The 19,586-nt window shown below is 60.9% G+C and carries 25 protein-coding genes; 11 read left to right on the top strand and 14 right to left on the bottom strand.

The window, feature by feature from the left end; genetic code table 11:
• Positions 1-41 precede the first annotated feature (41 nt).
• Positions 42-1,388, top strand: coding sequence for a class II 3-deoxy-7-phosphoheptulonate synthase (locus BLW22_RS05985; RefSeq protein WP_065947249.1), 1,347 nt, complete (start codon positions 42-44; stop codon positions 1,386-1,388).
• Here BLW22_RS05985 and BLW22_RS05980 read toward each other — a convergent pair.
• Positions 1,378-2,598, bottom strand: a complete 1,221-nt coding sequence (locus BLW22_RS05980; RefSeq protein ID WP_074844666.1) for a winged helix-turn-helix domain-containing protein — start codon at positions 2,596-2,598, stop codon at positions 1,378-1,380. The genes BLW22_RS05985 and BLW22_RS05980 overlap by 11 nt on opposite strands.
• A gap of 45 nt (positions 2,599-2,643) precedes the next feature.
• Positions 2,644-2,850, bottom strand: coding sequence for a DUF1127 domain-containing protein (locus BLW22_RS05975; protein ID WP_065924439.1), 207 nt, complete (start codon positions 2,848-2,850; stop codon positions 2,644-2,646).
• Positions 2,851-2,920: 70 nt separating this feature from the next.
• On the opposite strand from BLW22_RS05975, the gene BLW22_RS05970 reads away from it, so the two are divergent.
• Complete coding sequence (locus BLW22_RS05970) at positions 2,921-3,802, top strand: LysR family transcriptional regulator (RefSeq protein WP_065924438.1); 882 nt, start codon at positions 2,921-2,923, stop codon at positions 3,800-3,802.
• Here the strand turns inward: BLW22_RS05970 and BLW22_RS05965 are convergent.
• Positions 3,792-4,541 (bottom strand): sulfite exporter TauE/SafE family protein, encoded by a 750-nt coding sequence (locus tag BLW22_RS05965; protein WP_074844663.1) that lies wholly within the window; start codon positions 4,539-4,541, stop codon positions 3,792-3,794. The two genes, BLW22_RS05970 and BLW22_RS05965, sit on opposite strands and share 11 nt — an antisense overlap.
• Positions 4,542-4,649: 108 nt before the next feature.
• Between BLW22_RS05965 and BLW22_RS05960 the strand changes: the two genes are divergently transcribed.
• The 4 genes from BLW22_RS05960 (at position 4,650) to BLW22_RS05945 (ending at position 7,827) form a co-directional block, all read left to right on the top strand.
• Positions 4,650-5,600, top strand: a complete 951-nt coding sequence (locus BLW22_RS05960; protein ID WP_065924436.1) for a LysR family transcriptional regulator — start codon at positions 4,650-4,652, stop codon at positions 5,598-5,600.
• Between the two features lie 79 nt (positions 5,601-5,679).
• Positions 5,680-6,132, top strand: coding sequence for a MarR family winged helix-turn-helix transcriptional regulator (locus tag BLW22_RS05955; RefSeq protein ID WP_074844660.1), 453 nt, complete (start codon positions 5,680-5,682; stop codon positions 6,130-6,132).
• A gap of 231 nt (positions 6,133-6,363) precedes the next feature.
• Positions 6,364-6,783: an organic hydroperoxide resistance protein gene (locus tag BLW22_RS05950; protein ID WP_027606987.1), complete on the top strand. Its 420-nt coding sequence runs from the start codon at positions 6,364-6,366 to the stop codon at positions 6,781-6,783.
• A 27-nt stretch (positions 6,784-6,810) separates the two neighbouring features.
• The gene (locus BLW22_RS05945; RefSeq protein WP_074844657.1) at positions 6,811-7,827 is read left to right on the top strand and encodes an alpha/beta hydrolase; all 1,017 of its coding nucleotides are present in this window, start codon (positions 6,811-6,813) and stop codon (positions 7,825-7,827) included.
• Positions 7,828-7,892: 65 nt separating this feature from the next.
• On the opposite strand, the gene BLW22_RS05940 is transcribed toward BLW22_RS05945, so the two are convergent.
• Both BLW22_RS05940 and earP read right to left on the bottom strand, forming a co-directional pair.
• Positions 7,893-8,465 (bottom strand): elongation factor P, encoded by a 573-nt coding sequence (locus BLW22_RS05940; protein WP_003172723.1) that lies wholly within the window; start codon positions 8,463-8,465, stop codon positions 7,893-7,895.
• Positions 8,466-8,513: 48 nt separating this feature from the next.
• On the bottom strand, positions 8,514-9,647 hold the full coding sequence (gene earP / locus BLW22_RS05935; RefSeq protein ID WP_065924433.1) for an elongation factor P maturation arginine rhamnosyltransferase EarP: 1,134 nt from the start codon (positions 9,645-9,647) through the stop codon (positions 8,514-8,516).
• A 168-nt stretch (positions 9,648-9,815) separates the two neighbouring features.
• On the opposite strand from earP, the gene BLW22_RS05930 reads away from it, so the two are divergent.
• Together BLW22_RS05930 and BLW22_RS05925 are read left to right on the top strand one after the other, a co-directional pair.
• Positions 9,816-10,187 carry a hypothetical protein gene (locus BLW22_RS05930; protein WP_074844654.1) on the top strand — a complete coding sequence of 124 codons (372 nt, stop codon included), beginning with the start codon at positions 9,816-9,818 and terminating at the stop codon, positions 10,185-10,187.
• Positions 10,188-10,192: 5 nt separating this feature from the next.
• Positions 10,193-10,675: a GreA/GreB family elongation factor gene (locus BLW22_RS05925; protein ID WP_065947295.1), complete on the top strand. Its 483-nt coding sequence runs from the start codon at positions 10,193-10,195 to the stop codon at positions 10,673-10,675.
• A gap of 5 nt (positions 10,676-10,680) precedes the next feature.
• Here the strand turns inward: BLW22_RS05925 and cysB are convergent, their stop codons facing one another.
• The 5 genes from cysB to BLW22_RS05900 all read right to left on the bottom strand — a co-directional run bounded on the left by cysB (position 10,681) and on the right by BLW22_RS05900 (position 14,583).
• Positions 10,681-11,655: an HTH-type transcriptional regulator CysB gene (gene cysB, locus BLW22_RS05920; RefSeq protein WP_074844651.1), complete on the bottom strand. Its 975-nt coding sequence runs from the start codon at positions 11,653-11,655 to the stop codon at positions 10,681-10,683.
• Between the two features lie 104 nt (positions 11,656-11,759).
• Entirely contained in the window at positions 11,760-12,260 is a 501-nt protein-coding gene (locus BLW22_RS05915) for a universal stress protein (protein WP_065924431.1), read from the bottom strand.
• A gap of 53 nt (positions 12,261-12,313) precedes the next feature.
• Positions 12,314-13,231, bottom strand: a complete 918-nt coding sequence (locus BLW22_RS05910) for a 5'-nucleotidase (protein WP_027606981.1) — start codon at positions 13,229-13,231, stop codon at positions 12,314-12,316.
• Positions 13,232-13,246: 15 nt separating this feature from the next.
• Positions 13,247-14,200 carry a putative 2-dehydropantoate 2-reductase gene (locus tag BLW22_RS05905; protein WP_074844648.1) on the bottom strand — a complete coding sequence of 318 codons (954 nt, stop codon included), beginning with the start codon at positions 14,198-14,200 and terminating at the stop codon, positions 13,247-13,249.
• Positions 14,197-14,583 (bottom strand): thioredoxin family protein, encoded by a 387-nt coding sequence (locus BLW22_RS05900; RefSeq protein ID WP_074844645.1) that lies wholly within the window; start codon positions 14,581-14,583, stop codon positions 14,197-14,199. Before BLW22_RS05900 ends, BLW22_RS05905 begins: the two co-directional genes overlap by 4 nt.
• On the opposite strand from BLW22_RS05900, the gene BLW22_RS05895 reads away from it, so the two are divergent.
• Both BLW22_RS05895 and BLW22_RS05890 read left to right on the top strand, forming a co-directional pair.
• Positions 14,582-15,016 carry a PilZ domain-containing protein gene (locus tag BLW22_RS05895; RefSeq protein ID WP_065924429.1) on the top strand — a complete coding sequence of 145 codons (435 nt, stop codon included), beginning with the start codon at positions 14,582-14,584 and terminating at the stop codon, positions 15,014-15,016. The genes BLW22_RS05900 and BLW22_RS05895 overlap by 2 nt on opposite strands.
• Before the next feature lie 130 nt (positions 15,017-15,146).
• Positions 15,147-16,223 carry a 3-deoxy-7-phosphoheptulonate synthase gene (locus BLW22_RS05890; RefSeq protein ID WP_065947244.1) on the top strand — a complete coding sequence of 359 codons (1,077 nt, stop codon included), beginning with the start codon at positions 15,147-15,149 and terminating at the stop codon, positions 16,221-16,223.
• Between the two features lie 77 nt (positions 16,224-16,300).
• Here BLW22_RS05890 and BLW22_RS05885 read toward each other — a convergent pair whose 3' ends face one another.
• Positions 16,301-16,582, bottom strand: a complete 282-nt coding sequence (locus BLW22_RS05885; protein WP_027606976.1) for a GNAT family N-acetyltransferase — start codon at positions 16,580-16,582, stop codon at positions 16,301-16,303.
• A 611-nt stretch (positions 16,583-17,193) separates the two neighbouring features.
• On the opposite strand from BLW22_RS05885, the gene oprI reads away from it, so the two are divergent.
• Positions 17,194-17,445: an outer membrane lipoprotei OprI gene (gene oprI, locus BLW22_RS05880; RefSeq protein WP_003172710.1), complete on the top strand. Its 252-nt coding sequence runs from the start codon at positions 17,194-17,196 to the stop codon at positions 17,443-17,445.
• Between the two features lie 137 nt (positions 17,446-17,582).
• Here the strand turns inward: oprI and BLW22_RS05875 are convergent, their stop codons facing one another.
• The 3 genes from BLW22_RS05875 to BLW22_RS05865 form a co-directional block, all read right to left on the bottom strand.
• Entirely contained in the window at positions 17,583-18,551 is a 969-nt protein-coding gene (locus BLW22_RS05875; protein ID WP_065924428.1) for a L,D-transpeptidase family protein, read from the bottom strand.
• A gap of 73 nt (positions 18,552-18,624) precedes the next feature.
• Positions 18,625-18,918: a hypothetical protein gene (locus tag BLW22_RS05870; RefSeq protein WP_003172705.1), complete on the bottom strand. Its 294-nt coding sequence runs from the start codon at positions 18,916-18,918 to the stop codon at positions 18,625-18,627.
• 58 nt (positions 18,919-18,976) lie between these two features.
• The gene (locus BLW22_RS05865; RefSeq protein WP_027606974.1) at positions 18,977-19,582 is read right to left on the bottom strand and encodes an arylesterase; all 606 of its coding nucleotides are present in this window, start codon (positions 19,580-19,582) and stop codon (positions 18,977-18,979) included.
• Positions 19,583-19,586 lie beyond the last annotated feature (4 nt).

Here is a 19,586-nt window from a genome sequence, read left to right as displayed (position 1 = left end):
AACATTGGCGCCCGACCGTCAACCACCCAATCGAGTTCATGATGAGCCAACCCTGGAGCCCCGACAGCTGGCGCGCCCTGCCAATCCAGCAACAACCCCAGTACCCGGACGCTGCGCACTTGTTGCAAGTGGAGCAGAGCCTGGCCAGCTATCCGCCGCTGGTGTTTGCCGGGGAAGCCCGCGAGTTGCGCCGTCAGTTTGCCGAGGTGACCCAGGGTCGCGCGTTCCTGCTGCAAGGTGGCGACTGCGCCGAGAGCTTTGCCGAGTTCTCCGCCGCAAAAATCCGCGACACCTTCAAGGTGCTGCTGCAGATGGCCATCGTGATGACCTTCGCCGCCGGCTGCCCGGTGGTGAAAGTCGGGCGCATGGCCGGCCAGTTCGCCAAACCGCGCTCGGCCAACGATGAGACCCTCGACGGCATCACCCTGCCCGCCTACCGTGGCGACATCGTCAACGGCATTGGTTTCGACGAAAAAAGCCGCGTGCCGGACCCGGACCGCCTGCTGCAGTCCTACCACCAGTCCACCGCCACCCTCAACCTGCTGCGCGCCTTTGCCCAGGGCGGTTTTGCCGACCTGCACCAGGTGCACAAGTGGAACCTGGACTTTATCGCCAACTCCGCCCTGGCGGAAAAATACAGCCAGTTGGCCGACCGCATCGACGAAACCCTGGCCTTCATGCGCGCCTGCGGCATGGACAGCTCGCCGCAGTTGCGCGAAACCAGCTTCTTCACCGCCCATGAAGCGCTGCTGCTCAACTACGAACAAGCCTTCGTGCGCCGCGACAGCCTGACCAACGACTACTACGACTGCTCGGCCCACATGCTGTGGATCGGCGACCGCACCCGTCAGTTGGATGGCGCCCATGTCGAATTCCTGCGCGGGGTGAACAACCCGATCGGCGTGAAGGTCGGCCCGAGCATGAACCCGGACGACCTGATCCGCCTGATCGACCTCCTCAACCCCGACAACGACCCCGGCCGCCTCAACCTGATCGCGCGCATGGGTGCAGGCAAAGTCGGCGACCACCTGCCCAAGCTGATTCGCGCGGTGCAGCGCGAAGGCAAGCAGGTGCTGTGGAGCTCCGACCCGATGCACGGCAACACCATCAAGGCCAGCAGCGGCTACAAGACCCGCGACTTTGCGCAGATCCTCGGCGAGGTCAAGGAGTTCTTCCAGGTGCACCAGGCCGAGGGCACCTATGCCGGCGGGATTCATATCGAAATGACCGGGCAGAACGTCACCGAGTGCATCGGCGGCGCACGGCCGATCACCGAAGATGGCTTGTCGGACCGCTATCACACCCATTGCGACCCGCGGATGAACGCTGATCAGTCGCTGGAGTTGGCATTCCTGATTGCCGAGACATTGAAGCAGGTCAAACGCTGATCATCGCAGCCCGCAACCGGTCGGCACTCGGCCGCTGGCAATTGAGCTGGATATGTTCCAGCCCCAGCCAGTCGGCCATTTGCCGCAGGTTCAGGGCCAGCGCCTGCATCCCCTCATCATCCAGCCCCGACTCCTCTTCGTGCACCCCATGCACGGCCAGGCGCCCGTTGGCGCGTTCGGCCCGCAGGTCGATACGTGCAGCGATCCGCTCGTTGTGCAAAAACGGCAGCACGTAGTAGCCGTACACCCGCTTGTGTTGCGGGGTGTAGATCTCCAGGCGGTAGCGGAAATCGAACAGGCGCTCGGTGCGGCTGCGCTCCCAGACCAGCGAGTCGAAGGGCGACAGCAGTGCGCTGGCCGACACCTTGCGTGGCATTTTGGGCTCGGGCAGGCAGTAGGCTGCCTGCTTCCAGCCTTGCACCTGGCACACCTGCAATTGCCCGTCCTCGACCAATTCCGCCAGGCGACTGCGACTGTCGGCGGGGTCAAGACGGAAGTAGTCGCGCAGGTCTTTTTCGGTGCCTACACCTAAGGCGGTGGCGCTGTGCAGCAACAGGCCACGCTGGGCCTCGGCCTCGGTCAACGGCGCCTGCTGGAGGATATCGCCAGGGATGACGCGCTCGGGCAAGTCATAGAGCCGCTCGAAGCCACGCCTGCCGGCAACGGTAACCAGGCCGGCGGCGAACAGCCATTCAAGCGCATGCTTTTCATCGCTCCAGTCCCACCAGGGACCGGCTCGCTCTTCGCGGGTCGACAAACTGCCCGCGCCCAGCGCGCCCTGCTGTTCGACAGTCTGCAAAACGCGCTGGATCGTGGCCTGTTGCTCACGACCGAAGCGCGCCATCTGCGAATAGATGCCCCGCCCCTGCTGCGCTCGCTCCATACGCCAACGCATCAAGGGATATAGCGCCATCGGCAGCAACGAGGCCTCGTGCCCCCAGTACTCAAACAGCGAACGCCGCCGGCCCTGGCTCCAGGCCGCCTGTTCAAGCATCAACGGCGAGTAACCGCCCAGGCGGGAAAACAGCGGCAAGTAATGAGAGCGCACCAGCGCATTGACCGAGTCAATCTGCAACACGCCCAAGCGCTCGATCACGCGGTTGATGTGAGCAGCTTTTATCAGTACGGGCGCCTGGCGCCCGGAAAATCCCTGGGCCGCCAGCGCCATGCGCCGAGCTTGCTTGAGGGAAAAAGACAGGTCGGCGGCCATGAGGTTCTCCATGTGGGCTCGCCAACCACCCTACTGCATCCGGCGTCATTTTCGCAGCGGGTCTTGCCAGAAATGCAGATGGCGATCCTGCTCAACGTCGCCGCGATTGAGCCCGATGTCCTTGAGCGCATCATCGCTCAAGCTGGCCAGGACCTGACGCTCCCCATGCAGCGCCTGCCAACGGGCAATCCTGTGAAACAGCCCGGAAAACGGACGTTTTGCCATCAACACAAAGCCTCTTTGACCTTTCATCTTCTCGCCCTCCAATGGGGATGACGCGAGTGTGTGCCTGGCCTTAAGATCAATCCAACGAATGTTTCTTATGCAATACATCTCGGAGATTGATCAATTGTCCGGCTACCCGAGCATCGACACTGAGGTACTGCGCACTTTCGTCGCCATCGCCGACCAAGGCGGTTTCACCCGCGCCGGTGAACGGGTCAACCGCACCCAATCGGCGGTGAGCATGCAGATGAAGCGCCTGGAAGAAGACGTGCTGCAGCGCAAACTGTTCGAGCGCGATGGCCGGCAAGTGCGGCTTACCCCCGAGGGCCAAGTGCTGCTGGGCTATGCGCGGCGTATCTTGAAATTGCACAGCGAAGTCTTCAACACCCTGCGCGAGCCGCATATGGTGGGGCTGGTACGCATCGGTACACCGGATGACTACGTGATGCGCTTCCTGCCGGGGATTCTCCAGCGGTTTTCCAAGGCATACCCGCTGATCCAGATTGAGATGCACTGCGAGGCGTCCACGGTGCTGATGCAGCGCCGGGACCTGGCCCTGACCGTGATCAGCCGAGAGCCCGGGAATGATGTCGGGGAGCTGTTGCGTTCCGAACGCATGGTATGGGCCGCAGCACCGTGCTTTTGCGTAGACGAGCACGACGCCCTGCCCCTGGCGATTTCCGGTGCTGACTGCCTTTATACCCAGTGGGCCCTTGGGGCACTGGATTCGGTCGAGCGCAGTTATCGCCTTGCCTATCACAGCACCAATGGGGCGGCGATCCAGGCAGTCGTCAGCGCGGGCTTGGCGGCCATGGTCAGCATGGAAAGCCTGGTGACTGCAGACCTGCGCATACTCGGCAGCGAGGAAGGGTTACCGCCCTTGCCGTCAATGAACCTGCGTTTGCTGCGTAACCCCCTGATGGCCTCACCGATCACCGATTGCCTGGCCGAGTACATCCTCGAAGGCTTCAGACTTTAAAGGTCAGCATTACCGCACACAGCACCAGGAAGCCGCAGAACAGGCCGCGCAACAGCCTTTCCGGCAGGGCGTGGGCGACTTTCACGCCCCAACTGATACTGAGCAGGCCACCGACGGCCAGGGGGATGCCGATCAGCCAGTCCACTTCGTGGTGCCAGGCATAGGTGACCAGGGTCACCCCGGTACTGGGCAGGGCCAAGGCCAGGGACAAGCCCTGGGCGACCACCTGGGTGGTGCCGAACACACTGGTCAGTACCGGCGTGGCCACCACCGCGCCGCCCACCCCAAACAAACCGCCCATGGAACCGGACGCCGCGCCCAACACGCCAAGCCAGGGCCAGGCATAACGCATGTGTGCCGTCGGCGGTGCATTTCGCGTGAACATGCGCAGCAGGTTGTAAGCCGAAAGCGTCAGCAGGAACACGATAAAGCCGATGCGCATGGCGCCTGCGTCCAGCCCCACGGCCCAGATCGAGCCGAGCCAGGCAAAGCTGAAGCCCATGATGCCCAACGGCAGGGCGTGGCGCAGTTCGATGCGATTGCGCTGGTGGTAACGCCACAGGGCGAGCATCACGTTGGGCACCACCATCACCAGCGCCGTGCCTTGGGCAAGTTGTTGGTCCAGGCCGAACCATACGCCGAGGACCGGGATCGCAATCAGCCCACCGCCAATACCAAACAGGCCACCGACCGTGCCGAGGGCCACGCCCAATACCAGGTAAACCGCTAAATCCAACACCGCTCGCTACTCCACATTCCCAGGCCCTGCATGCTACGCAGTCGACCCTGGCGCGGAAACGCACAGCAACGCACAATGGCTGTGCCAATCTCGCATAAGCGCGCATCGATGAATCCCAACACGCTGACCGATCAACTGAGCCTGTTTCTCGATGTACTGGAAACCGGCAGCTTTTCTGCCGCAGCCCGTCGCCATCCGCTGACCCCTTCGGCGGTGGCGCGGCGCATCGACAGCCTGGAAAGCTCCGTGGGCAGCCGCCTGTTCCAGCGCAGCACTCACGCGGTGGTGCCGACCCCGGCGGGCCTGGCCTTCGCCGAGCGGGCACGACGGATTGTCAGCGAGCTGCAACTGGCGCGGGCGGAAGCGGTCTCCTTGAGCCATGCCCCCGAAGGCTTGATCCGCGTGGACGCACCGGCAGCGTTTGGTCGACGGCATCTGGCACCCGTGATCGCCGACTTTCTGAATGTGTACCCGGGGCTGGATGTGCACCTGCATCTGATCGACAGCTTTGTCGATATGCAGGGCGCGCATCTGGGCAAGGTCGACCTGGTGCTGCGCGCCGGGCATATCGTCGATACACGGCTGATCGCCACGCCCCTGGCCAGTATCGTGCGCATCGCCTGCGCCAGTCCGGCCTACCTGAAAAGCCGTGGCACCCCGGCCCACCCTCGCGAATTGAGCGAGCATGACGGCCTGGACTGGGACGGCCTGGCGCCGATGTTCGCGTGGCGCTTCGAGTTGGACGGGCGACGTGCAACGCATCGCCCGCGGCGCATCCGCATGAGCGCCAACAACGCTGAAGCGTTGTTATCGGGCGCCCTCGCCGGGCTGGGGATCGCCCACCTCCCCACCTGGCTGGCCAGTGAGTACCTGGTGCGCGGCGAGTTACTGCCGCTGTTTTGCCAAGACGGCCTGCCCAACCCGGAGACCACCGGGATCTATGCACTGCGCCTGGAACAGCAGCCCAATGCGCGCAGCCGGTTGCTGCTGGAATACCTCAAGTCCCGATTCAGCCCCGTGCCGCCTTGGGATCTGGCCCTGCAAAGCGGACTGGTCTGACCACCCGCACAAAATTATCTGGCGCATTAAAGATTTGCCCGCTAGATTCCAGGCAGACACGCTTTTTTGAGGCACCACCATGAGCAAAAATCCCGCCCCGTGCGAATCCCTGTTGCTGGACAACCAACTGTGTTTCGCCCTGCACTCCACGTCGCTGCTGATGACCAAGGTCTACAAACCGCTGCTGCAAGCCCTCGACCTGACCTACCCGCAGTATCTGGCCATGATGGTGCTGTGGGAAGAAGATGGTTTGACCGTCGGAGAAATCAGCAGCCGCCTGCTGACCGACCCGGGCTCCCTGACACCACTGCTCAAGCGCCTGGAAGCCGAAGGCCTGCTCAGCCGCACCCGCAGCCGTGAAGATGAGCGCGTGGTGGTGGTGGAACTGACCGGCGCCGGGCGCGCCTTGCAGGAAAAGGCCATGGGTATTCCACAGTGCATTCTCGGCGCCAGCGGTTTGGAGCTGGACCAATTGCGCAAGCTGCAGGCTGACTTGCTTGCGTTGCGGGGCAACCTGCAGAACGCGATCTGAACACGGCAAAACACTCAACCTGTGGGAGGAGACTTGCTCCCGATGACGGTTTATCAGTCGACGAATCTTTTGACTGAAACACCGCTATCGGGAGCAAGCCCCACATTGGTTTGCAGCGACTGAAAAATATTTATACATTTATCTTGCGCACTAAACATTAGCGCTATACATTTAACTCACCAACTACTTAGCGCGCAAAATTTTAGCGCTAAAAACCAAGAGGACGACACCATGCAAACGCTCTATACCGCAGTAGCCACCGCCACCGGCGGCCGTGATGGTCGCGCTGTTTCCAGCGACAATATCCTCGACGTCAAACTCTCCACCCCCAAGGAATTGGGCGGCGCCGGCGGCCAGGCCACCAACCCGGAACAACTGTTTGCCGCCGGTTACTCGGCCTGCTTTATCGGCGCCCTGAAATTCGTCGCCAGCCAGACCAAACGCAAAATCCCGGATGATGCCTCGATCACTGCCCACGTCGGCATCGGCCAGATCCCTGGCGGTTTCGGCCTGGATATCGACCTGCACGTCAGCCTGCCAGGCCTGGCCGAGGACGATGCGCAAAGCCTGGTCGACGCTGCGCACCAAGTCTGCCCGTACTCCAACGCCACCCGTGGCAACGTCGATGTGCGCCTGCACGTAACCGTCTAACCACTGCCGCTGTCACTGGAGAAGAACATGAACACATTTGCCAACGTGCTGACCGGCAGCCTGCTCGCCCTGTCCGTCACTCACGCGTTTGCCGCCAATGGCGACGTTGAACACAGTACCCAGGCCTTCCTGGATGTGTTGAACGCCGGCACTGGCAAACCGATGGAACAACTGACACCCACACAAGCCCGTGCCGTACTGACGGGTGCCCAGGCCGGTGTGAAGTTGACCCTGCCCAAGGCGGACGTGAGCCAGAAGACCATTCAGGTCGATGGCCAGCCGCTGGACCTGACCATCGTGCGGCCAGCCGGGGTCAAGGGCACATTGCCGGTGTTCATGTTCTTCCACGGCGGCGGCTGGGTGCTGGGGGACTACCCGACTCACGAGCGCCTGGTGCGCGATCTGGTGGTGGGTTCGGGGGCCGTGGCGGTCTTCGTCAACTACACGCCTTCACCGGAAGCCCGCTATCCGGTGGCGATCAACCAAGCCTACGGCGCAACCAAGTGGGTCGCCGAGCATGGCAAGGACATCAACGTCGACGGCAAACGCCTGGCGGTCGCGGGTAATAGTGTCGGCGGCAATATGGCAGCCGTCGTCAGCCTGATGGCCAAGGACAAGGGCACACCTGCGATCAAGTTCCAACTGCTGTTATGGCCGGTGACCGATGCCAATTTCGAGACGGCGTCCTACAACCAGTACGCCGAAGGGCACTTCCTCACCAGGAACATGATGAAGTGGTTCTGGGACAACTACACCACCGACGCCAATCAGCGCGCCGAGATCTACGCCTCGCCGCTGCGGGCGACCGCGGATCAGCTCAAGGGCTTGCCGCCCGCGCTGATTCAGACCGCCGGTGCCGACGTGTTGCGTGACGAAGGCGAAGCCTATGCGCGCAAGCTGGACCAGGCCGGGGTTCCAGTGACGGCCGTGCGCTACAACGGCATGATCCACGACTACGGCTTGCTCAATGTGGTCAGCCAGGTACCAGCGGTGCGTTCGGCCTTGCTGCAGGCATCCGACGAGCTCAAGCAACACCTGAAGTAAAAAAGCAGCGCCCACGAAAAAGCCCGACGCTAGGTCGGGCTTTTTTCGTATCGGCGGGGCCAGAATTACTTCTTGGCGCGACCTTTGTACGAACCACCTTCGCGGGTGTCGATCTCGATCAGGTCGTCGATTTCGATGAAATCGGCTACTTGCAGTTCGGTACCGTTGCTCAGCTTGGCAGGCTTCATTACTTTGCCCGAAGTGTCACCGCGAGCGGAACCTTCGGTGTAGGCAACCTTACGCACGATAGTGGTCGGCAGCTCTACGGAAACCAGGCGCTCTTCGAAGAAAATAGCTTCGCAGACGTCTTCCATGCCTTCTTCGATGAACGGCAGAACAGCTTCGATATCTTCAGCGTTCAGCTCGTACATGGTGTAGTCGGTGGTGTCCATGAACGTGTAGGTGTCGCCGCTGATGAAGGACAGGGTCGCTTCCTTGCGGTCGAGGATCACGTCGTCCAGTTTGTCATCGGCGCTGTAGACGATCTCGGTCTTGTAACCGGTCAGCAGGTTCTTCAGCTTGGTCTTCATGATTGCGCTGTTACGACCAGACTTGGTGAACTCAGCTTTCTGAACCAGCCAAGGGTCGTTTTCGAGACGGATCACTGTACCGGGTTTCAGTTCTTTACCAGTTTTCATTGCGTATATCCGAAATTTGGATGGGATTACAAAAATCAAGGTCGCGTATCATATCCAACTTTCATAAAACTGTACCAGCGCCGTCGCAAGATCGGCCTGCAAGCCTTGTTCCAGACACCACGTCTGCGCGTGCTGGCTTAACTCAGGCCAGTGCGCCAGCAGCATTTTCCACGCTTGTGCCATATCGCCATCAGTGTTCCAGGCTTGCCAGAGCTCGACCAGGGCAGCCTTTGCGGCCGGTGACAGCGCGGCGGTGTACAGGTCCAGGAAGGCGTCGAGCTTGTCCAGGTGGATGTCTTCGTCCTGGCGATAGATGTGCCACAGCAGCGGCCGCCCGGCCCATTGGGCGCGCACGAACGAGTCTTCGCCGCGCACGGCGTTGAAGTCGCAACACCACAGCAGGCGGTCATATTGCTCCTGGCGCACAAACGGCAGCACCTGCACGGTCAGGGCGTTGCGTTGATGGACGTCCCCCACCGCCAGGCCTTCGACACCGAGCCAATGCTGTACATCACCGAGGATGCGCCCTTCCGGCACCAAGAGATGAGTGGTGTGCCCGTCGGTCGAAAGTGCATCCAGCCAACTGGCCAGCCCGGCGTTTTCGTAGGCGAACAACGAGATCAGCCGCGCACCAGCTGCCGGAAACACACCCAAGGCTTGCAGGAATTGCCGCTGCGCAGCGGCATCCTGCTGAAACGCCTGACGCTGCTCCAGCAACCCTGCCTCGCGTAACAGCCCCCCGGTGCCGGGTCGGAAACCCGGAAAAAAGAAGTACTTCTGCACACCCTTGAACTTCACCGACGGCAACCGATGGCACCCCACTACCCAGTCTTCGGCACTGAGGTAATCCAGGTTCATCCACAACGGCGTGCGTTCACGCGCGGCCATGGCTTCCATGTAGTCAGGCGGCAACTGGCAGGCGAAGGCGGCGATCACCACATCGGCTGCCGGTGCGCTCGACCACACGGCCGGCCAATGGCGCACATCGACACCCTCTTGCCATTGCTGGTCCAGGCGCACATCAATCTCCGGACACATACGCTCGAAGGCGCGCAGGTCGTCGACCCACAAGCGCACCTCGCAGCCCTGCTCCGCCACCAATTGCCGGGCCAGGCGCCAGGTCACGCCGATGTCGCCATAGTTATCGACGACGCTGCAAAAAATATCCCAGCGGGCTTTCATTCCGCGCTCCAACGCTCAAAGGCTCGATTGTCCGCATAAATGCGCCAATGCAGAAGGCTTGATCGCGATTATTCTGCACAGTGGCTGTGCGACAATCGCCATCAACACCCCCGGATTTGCGTGGGGGTGGATAAGACGGTACCTACGTTGTCCTTCAAGGAGCTCATCATGTCCTCTAGCGCGCCTATGTCGCTGCCCAAGCTCACGCTCGCCATTGCCCTGGGGCTGTGGCTGGGATTTATCGCCATTGCGCTGACCAGTTGGCTGGCGTCGCGCTATCTGTTCCCGCAGAGCCTGGCGCCTGTAGCCCAGGCCGTTCAGCAACTGGGCAAACCTGCAGCGGTTGCGCCGGAGCCGCCGAACCGTATGTTCGAGCAGTACCAACAGAACCTGCAGAAGCAGGAACAACAGCAGGCCCTGGACCAGGCCCGCAATAACGCACGCAACCTGTCCAACCCAAAATGCCAGTTCTGGCTGCAGCAGGACCAGAACGCACCGAATGAAAAGACCCGGGCCAATGTCCTGCAATTCTGCGATTGATGACCATGAATAAATACGCCGTTCACCAGCTGATCCTGGAAAAACTCACGGTCGACCTCGACATCGCCCAGCGCGCCGCGCAGACCGCCTACGAAACCGCGACCCACGAAGAAAATATCGCCGAAAACAAATACGACACCCTCGGGCTGGAGGCGTCTTACCTGGCAGCCGGGCAAGCCAGGCGCGTCGAGGAAATCAAGCAGGCGCTGGCGCTGTGCCAGAACCTGCCACTGCGTGCGTACGATGATCAACGTGGCATAGAAGTCGGCACATTGCTGGGCCTGGAAGACGAGAACGGCCGCCAGCAGTGGCTGTTCCTGGCACCGGATGCGGCGGGTTTGAAGGTGGACGTGGTCGGGCAACCGGTGACCGTCATCACCCCGCGTTCACCCTTGGGCAAAAGCCTGCTGGGCAAGTACGAAGGTGATGAGGTGGAGATTCTGGTGGCAGGCGCCCGGCAACACTTTACGGTTACCGAGGCCAAATAACCCCCTTAATGGACGGGCAATTCCACGCCGTCGAACAGCTCTTCCAGTTCCTGCTTGTTGTGGCACTGGATCGCCTTGGCCATGACTTCGCGGGTCAGGTGCGGGGCGAACTTCTCGATAAAGTCGCACATGAAGCCCCGCAGGAAGGTGCCACGGCGGAAGCCGATCTTGGTCACACTGGACTCAAACAGCTCGCTGGCATCCAGCACCACCAGGTCTTTATCGAGGTTGGTATCGACGGCCATCTTGGCGACGATGCCCACGCCCAGGCCCAGGCGCACATAGGTCTTGATGACGTCGGCGTCGGCGGCGGTGAACACCACTTTCGGCGTGAGGCCACGATGGCTGAAGGCTTCGTCGAGCTTGGAGCGGCCGGTGAAACCGAAGACGTAGGTGACGATCGGGTATTCGGCCAGGGCTTCCAGGGTCAGCTTCGGCAACTTGGCCAATGGGTGGCCCTGGGGCACGACGACGCAACGGTTCCAGCGGTAGCACGGCATCATCACCAGGTCACCGAACAGCTCCAGGGCTTCGGTGGCGATGGCAAAGTCGACGGTGCCATCGGCGGCCATCTCGGCGATCTGCATCGGCGAGCCTTGATGCATGTGCAGCGCCACGTCCGGGTATTGCTTGATGAAATCGCGGATCACCGGCGGCAATGCGTAACGCGCCTGGGTGTGGGTCGTGGCAATCGACAAGGTGCCTTTCTTCTCGTTGGAGAATTCCTGGGCGATCTGCTTGATGCTCTCGACTTTGCGCAGGATCTCGCCGGCGGTAGTGATGATGCGTTCACCGGCCTGGGTGACACGGGTGAGGTGCTTGCCGCTGCGCGCGAACACTTCGACGCCCAGCTCGTCTTCGAGCAGGCGGATCTGCTTGCTGATACCGGGTTGGGAGGTGTAAAGGCTTTGAGCGGTAGCGGAAACGTTGAGGTCGTGGTGCGCCACTTCCCAGATGTAGCGCAGTTGTTGAAGCTTCATATGTGTCCCTCAAAGCAGATAGACGCCACGGGTATCAGCGACGGTATATAACTATATTAAAGGTTTGACGGATAAATCTAGAACTTTTTATCGTTTTTTACCCATCACACGTCATCACTGCGTCGACGCTGTAACGCAGGCACCAGGTAAACCGGCACGCTAGACAACTGCAGCACCCGTGCGGCGGTACGCCCAAGCGGTGTGGCGGCCGCCGTGGCATGGCTGTGGCTGCCGACGACCAACAGGTCTACGGACAGTTTGCGCAACTGCTCGAGTATCACTTCGCACGGGTCGCCCTGGATCACCCGTACCGATCGAATCAGTTCCAGGTCTTGCCCCCCGTCCCCCAACTCTTCGCGAAAACTGTCCAGCACCCGCTGCTCGATGGTCGCCATGACAGTGCTCAGCCCCTGGCTCTGCCATTCACTCAAGGCCTTCTCATCAAGGTAGCTCTGCAACACCGATTCGGCGAACAACCCGATGGGCTCGACCACATGAATCACATCCAGGTCAGCCTTGAACGTCCGCGCCAGCGCCAGCGCATGTTGCATCACATACGGCGCGTACAGACCAAGGTCCGTGGCGTACAGCATCGAACGAATCATAAAACCTCCCGGACGGCCAGGATGGAGGAGATTGAATGAGCTTAGCAGCGCCCCTAAGTCTCGGCCTGAATCCTCACCTCGTTACTGATGCCATGGGGCACATGCCCGGTGGCCACCACCTCCCTGGCTTTCTCGCAGTGACCGGCCTGGTCATCGAAAAACACATCCGCGGCAAACGCCTCCAGGAATGCGGACTTCTCCAGGCCGCCGAGAAACAGTGACTCATCCAGGCGGATGTCCCACTCACGCAAGGTCCGGATCACCCGCTCGTGGGAAGGCGCCGAACGGGCGGTGACCAAGGCTGTGCGGATCGGACAGGCCTCGTCTGGAAACTCGCGCTGCAACAAGTTGAGTGCCGCCAGGAAACCCTTGAAGGGGCCACCGTGCAAAGGCTGGCGTGCCGACTCGCGCTCGCTGGCCTGGAACGCCTCCAGCCCGCCGGCCTGGTACACGCGCTCCGATTCATCGGAGAACAGCACCGCGTCACCGTCAAAGGCAATCCGCAGCTCTTCGCTGGACGCCCGGCGCGGACCGCCCGACAGAATCGTCGCCGCGGCAAAGCCGGCATCGAGGGCACTGCGTACATCTTCAGCATGGGTGGAAAGAAACAGGTGACAGCCAAACGCCGCCAAATAGGGATAAGGACTACGCCCACCGACAAAGGCTGCGCGGGAAATATCCAGGCCGTAATGCTGGATGGAATTGAACACGCGCAAGCCGGTGTCGGCACTGTTGCGCGATACCAGTACCACCTCGACCCGAGCACGGCCCAGGCTGGCATTGAGGCTCAGCAGCTTCTTGACCAGCGGAAAGGCGTCACCGGGCTCGAGGATCTCTTCCTCGTGTTCGATCTGGTATTTACGGTAGGCCTCCACCCCTTGGGCCAGGTAGACCTTGTGGCTGTCGCTCAGGTCGAACAGTGCCCGCGAGGAAATCGCCAGCACCAGTTTGTCGCCCAATCCCTTTGCCATGGTACGTCCCCCGAATCAGCGGTTATGCCGATCAATAAAGCTCAAGGCCTGGTACAGCGCCTGCATTCGTGGCAATTCGCAACCCGCGGCCTTGGCGGCAGCAAGCGGTCGCCCATAGATCGCCGCCAGTTCCAGCGGGCGTTTGTGTATATGGTCGTGGTACATGCTGGGCAGGTAATCGTCCATGGTTTCCGTCATGGCGAACATCTGCTCGGCGTAACTGGCGGGGATTTCATGGCCGCAGGCATGGGCGCCCTGCACCACTTCGGCCATCAGCGCCTGGATCAGCTCGCGGCTGGATTCGTCCGCCATCATTGCCGTGGTACCCGTTCCCAACAGTACGGAGAGGCCATTGTAAGGCACGTTCCACACCAGCTTGTGCCAGCGGGCCTGATGCACATTGGCCATGGCCTGGGACTCGATGCCGGCCTTATGAAACAACGCGGCACCGGCTTCGACAATAGCCTTCTGGCGGGCCTCATCGTTGGCGGCCGTGCCGCTGTGGTAGCCCAGGTTGACCCGGCCCAACGCCTGATGCTCGACGACGCCAGGCGCGGAGCGGTGTACGCCGATGTAGCACAGCCCGCCCAGTAGATGCAGGGATGGCGGCAGGTGTTCACGCAGACTGTCTTCGACATCCAGGCCGTTTTGCAGCAACACCACCTTGGCGTCCGGCGCCGCGACCTGGGCGAGGGTCGGGGCCAGCTCGACATTGCCGGTGGACTTGGTGCCCACCAGCAACCAATCGCACGGCGGCATGTCCGCGGCATGGGCGTAGGCCTGCACCGGGCGCAGTTGCAGGTTGCCATGCACACTGCTATTGACGCGCAGGCCGTGCTCGCTGACCGCCGCGTATTCGCTGCGCAGCAGGAAGTGCACGTCGAAGCCCGCGCGTGCCAGCATCACGCCATAGAAGCCACCGATGGCGCCGGTGCCGATAATGCCGATACGTGGCGACTGTACTGTCATGGCAGTTCCTCCGGAGTGCGGCTAAGTGCTTGGTCAATGGTTTCGGTCAGGTCAGAAAGCGTAATACGTGTCTGTATTTGCCCGAGGAACTGACCCTCGCACACCACGAACAACGCCGGCAAATGAAAGATCTGGTAGCGTTCGACCGCACCGCCATTGTGCCCGGCATCCACCCAGCACACGCGGTCCACCGGCAAACGCCAGCCCGGCAACTGCTGGCGTGCCCAACGGCAACTGGAACACCCCACGCTGGTGAACACCACCAGCGAAATACCTGGCAATCCCAACAATTGCTGGTCAATATCCAGGTCGGTCAATTCCAGTTCCTTCACTATACTGCTGCCACCGCCGTCAACTGGACGGTGCTCGGAGTCCGTGTACATGGGTCGTTTTTTACCTCACCCTGATGATGTCGCTGTCGAGTTAATCCAACGCCCCTCTCCCGCCATCCCCCGCCAACGCCTGCACACTATCGGCCTGGGCGGCGTTGCCTGCAATTGGCCCCGCGCATGGCGCCAGGGCACGGCCGTTGACCTGCACATTCCCTCCCTGGGCGCCACGGCCCGATATCCGGGGTATGTGGCGTGGTGTCGCAAGGTGGAAAACGGCTACCGCGTGGGCATTTCGTTTACCGATGAACATGCGTTGTTCGGTGCGCGAATGGGTGAGCAAGCATGCCGGATAGAGCGCTACTGCCGCCAGCACGAAGATGCCGAGCCGACCCCGCAGCAACTCGAAGCCCTGGCCCGTGAGTGGGTGGCGCGCCATGCCGGCGAGTTCGCCCATGAGACGTTTGTGCGGCCAGCGCTGGATTAAAGCGGGCTTTGCCCATTGTCGCGGGCCCGTGTTACGCGCTAAGGTTCCTCCCCCCTGCATTCAAATCATGCTGTGCCCGCCGCACGGGGATGGCTGGCGGCCGGCACCCGTGACCCTGGCGAGTAACACGATGGCTGATTTACCGATCAATGACCTAAACGTCGAATCCAACGAGACCCTGATCACACCCGATCAGCTCAAGCGCGAAATCCCTCTGAGCGACGCTGCCCTGCAGACCGTCACCAAAGGCCGCGAAGTCATCCGTGACATTCTCGATGGCACCGACCACCGCCTCTTCGTCGTGATCGGGCCTTGCTCGATCCACGACCTCAAGGCTGCCCACGAATACGCCGAGCGCCTCAAAGTGCTGGCGGCAGAAGTGTCCGACACCTTGTACCTGGTGATGCGCGTGTATTTCGAGAAGCCGCGTACCACCGTGGGCTGGAAAGGCTTGATCAACGACCCGTACCTGGACGACTCGTTCAAGATCCAGGACGGTTTGCACATCGGTCGTAAATTGCTGCTGGACCTGGCCGAAATGGGCCTGCCCACCGCCACCGAAGCCCTCGACCCGATCTCCCCGCAGTACCTGCAGGACCTGATCAGCTGGTCGGCCATCGGCGCGCGCACCACCGAGTCGCAGACCCACCGCGAAATGGCATCCGGCCTGTCTTCGGCCGTAGGCTTCAAGAACGGCACCGACGGCGGCCTGACCGTGGCGATCAACGCGCTGCAATCGGTCTCCAGTCCTCACCGTTTCCTGGGTATCAACCAGGAAGGCGGCGTCTCCATCGTCACCACCAAGGGCAATGCCTACGGTCACGTGGTGTTGCGCGGCGGCAATGGCAAGCCCAACTATGACTCGGTCAGCGTTGCGCTCTGCGAGCAGGCGCTGAACAAGGCCAGGATCAAGCCGAACATCATGGTCGACTGCAGCCACGCCAACTCCAACAAGGACCCGGCGCTGCAGCCGCTGGTGATGGAAAACGTCGCCAACCAGATCCTCGAAGGCAACCAGTCGATTATCGGCCTGATGGTCGAGAGCCACCTGAACTGGGGCTGCCAGGCGATTCCAAAGGACCTGGCCGACTTGCAGTACGGCGTGTCGATCACCGATGCCTGCATCGACTGGCCCGCCACCGAGAACACCCTGCGCAGCATGCACGCCAAGCTCAAGGACGTATTGCCGAAACGCAAACGCAGCTGAACCTGTATTTGAAAGATGCGCACACAAAAACGCCGGGCTGAGCCCGGCGTTTTTCATGCTGCGTTTTATGTTGTGCGTTATAGCTTCGCGGCATGGCGCTGGTGGCGCTCCATGTAGCGTTCGACATAGGAGCATGACGGGATCACCGTGTAGCCTTGCTCTTCGGCAAACTTCAACGCTTCCTCGGTCAACGCAGCTGCAATGCCACGGCCGCGCAGTGCGTTGGGCACGAAGGTCCGATAGATGTCCAGGGTCTGCTTCCCGAGGTCCATATAGGTCAGATAGGCACGATGACCGTCCACATTGGTCTCGAACTGATGACCAGCCTGGTCATGGTGGATGGACAACGCCTCGCTCATCACTACTCCTCGCGGGTCTTGGATTCTGACCCCTACCTTACCGATGTTTTTCCGGCGAAGGAACATCTACGCCACCCCGTGCCGGTTTCGACAACGAGAAAACCTTGAGCGCTCACAACCAGCACGTAGGGAATAGTAGGCACCAATCCTGTAATTGCTCAAGGCGCGCCCGTCATCCCTGCCGCTGGCGGATATAGAAAGGGCCTCGATCAACCGGTGATCGAAGGCCTGAACATTGCCGGCAGTTGAACCTTGAGACGAACAGACGCTCTTAAAGTCACCTCTACATGCACAAAAGATGCGGGGCGTGGTAAAGGCCAGCCAAACGAAAGTGTCAGCCTCGATATATAAAATTTCATCTATTTACAAGGCTTAACACATGCGGGCCGGCCTTCTCAGCCTGGATCCAATCTCCATCAGACTGCAAAAAACTGTACGGTTTTTATACGAATGTCCAAAAGATTAGCCAAAATAGATTCGGCACAAGAATTTTTTTTGCTTCTTGCGCTACGTCAGTTTACTTACTACAAGTAATGGGTAGTATGTACGCCGGCTATTAGCTCACTCTGAGAAAGTAGCCATTTAATAGAAAGTCCTTGAAGGGGAACACGATGAACAACGTTCTGAAATTCTCTGCTCTGGCTCTGGCCGCAGTTCTGGCTACCGGTTGCAGCAGCGTCTCCAAAGAAACCGAAGCTCGTCTGACTGCAACTGAAGACGCAGCAGCTCGCTCCCAGGCCCGTGCAGACGAAGCCTACCGTAAAGCTGATGAAGCTCTGGCTGCTGCCCAAAAAGCACAACAGACTGCTGACGAAGCTAACGAGCGCGCTCTGCGTATGCTTGAGAAAGCTAGCCGCAAGTAATAATCCCTCGGGATTGTTATCAAGCCGATCCATTCTTGGATCGGCTTTTTATTGCCTGCGATTCGGCCCAGAACCCCGCGCAATAAAAAGCCCGCCACAGCGCAAGGCCGTGGCGGGCTCAGCAGCGGACCGGACGCTTATTGCTGCAGGTCGATCGGCGCGCTGGAAGCTATCGGTGCACCACCTGGCACACCGATCTCGGTGGGCAGGCCATCTTCGGCCGCGACGACATCACGCACCTGATCCCAGTTCACCCGCAGGTTATTGGCCAGGTCTTCACGCTTGAGCAAGGCATTGATCACCGCTGTGTGCTTATCGACCACCGACGGCGTGCCATCGTCGTTCAAGGGCGTATGCGCCTCGAGATAGACCTTGCCGCCGCTGCTGCCGAACTTGTAGGCATCGTTGATGATGCGCACCGACGTCCCCACCGGGACCATGCCGGCCATTTCCAGTACGTTGTTGTTGAACATGCGGAAGCAACCGTGGCTGGTACGGGTACCGATGCCGAACTTCATGTTGGAACCGTGGATGAGGTAACCCGGCGTCCCCAGGGTGAACTTGAACGGCCCCAGGGGATTGTCCGGGCCGGCCGGCACCACATTGGGCAACGGGTCGCCGTTGGCGGCGTGCTCGGCCTTGATCGAGGCCGGCGGCGTCCAGGTCGGGTTCGGCGTCTTGGCGATGATGCTGGTGTGCGCAATGGGCGAGCCCCAGCCTTCACGGCCAATCCCAAGCGGGAAGGTGTAGACCACATCCTGCCCCTTGGGGAAGTAGTAGAGCCGGTATTCCGCCAGGTTGATCACGATGCCCTCACGGGGGCCCGGCGGCAGGATGAAGCGTGTCGGCAGGACGATCTCGGTCCCCGCCCCCGGCAACCAGGCATCGACGCCCGGATTGGCCGCGACCATTTCCGAATAGCCCAGGTCGTAGGTGGTACCCAGGTCGGCAAAGGTGTCTTCGTACTTGGCCTTGATCACCTGGACCTGCCCGACGATGTCTTCGCCGGGTGGCGGCAGGGGCAACTGCAAGGCGGCGGCAGGACCGGCCGCACACAAGGCAGCAAGAGACAGGCAGCAGGTGACGACGGAAAGGCGCGACAACATCCGGAAAATCCTTCGCAGAACGACGGGTAGGTAAAAATCGATTGTATACGTGAAGCGGACTTCTAGCTGCCCCCTACAACTCGAAACGCAACTCGGGCCAGATTGGCGGCGTGCCACGCTTCTGCGACTCCAGGATCGCCCGGCACAAAGGGCACAGGCGCTGGTCCTGGAAAATCGAACGGTCGACCAGGGACCAACGCGGCTGCGCCGGCAATAACGTACCGCACAGGGTGCGATCGATGGAGCCGCCCAGTTCCAATTGACGCGTCACCAGATGCACCCGCACTTCCTGGCAGGCGAACAGATCCAGCTGCTCGTCCGGCTCGATCAGTTGGTAGTTAAACAGGGACCAGGCAGGACGCGACATCGGGGGCTCCAGATCAGGGGGGCGCCACCTTAGCCGAAAGCCTGCCGGTAGAAAAGCGTCATAGCAGCGGTTTTAGCGTCGGCCAGACATTTTCCAGCAATTTGCCCTGGGCGCCGACAGCCGGGTGCAGTCCATCAGCCTGCATCAACGCCGGGTTGCCACCGATACCCTCCAGGAAAAATGGCACCAACGGCACCTTTTTAGCCGTTGCGACGTCATTGAATACCTTGGCGAATGCATCGACATAGCGCTTCCCGTAATTGGGCGGAATCTGCATGCCCAGCAACAGTACCTTCGCACCGCTGGCCTGGGACTGCTCGATCATCGACGCAAGATTTTGTTGCAATTGCGCCGGCGGCTGCCCGCGCAAGCCGTCGTTACCACCCAATTCGATCACCACCACGTCCGGCTTATGCGCTGCGAGCGCCGCCGGCAGGCGCGCGAGGCCTCCGGCACTGGTGTCGCCGCTGATGGAGGCATTGACCACTTTATCGTCGAAACCTTCCTTCTTGAGCCGTTGCTGCAGCAATGCGACCCACCCTTTGCTGGTATCCAGGCCGAAACCGGCACTGATACTATCGCCAACGATCAGGACTGTACCCGCCGCTGCGTTCTGGGCCATGCACATCAAGGCCAGGCCAGCACTCAAAAACCACATTCGCATCGGA

Origin of the sequence: Pseudomonas marginalis (genome assembly GCF_900105325.1) — a bacterium.
In the GTDB taxonomy this organism is placed as follows: domain Bacteria; phylum Pseudomonadota; class Gammaproteobacteria; order Pseudomonadales; family Pseudomonadaceae; genus Aquipseudomonas; species Aquipseudomonas marginalis.
Note: the sequence above shows the minus strand (reverse complement) of the source record. Positions and strands in the feature narration are given on the sequence as shown.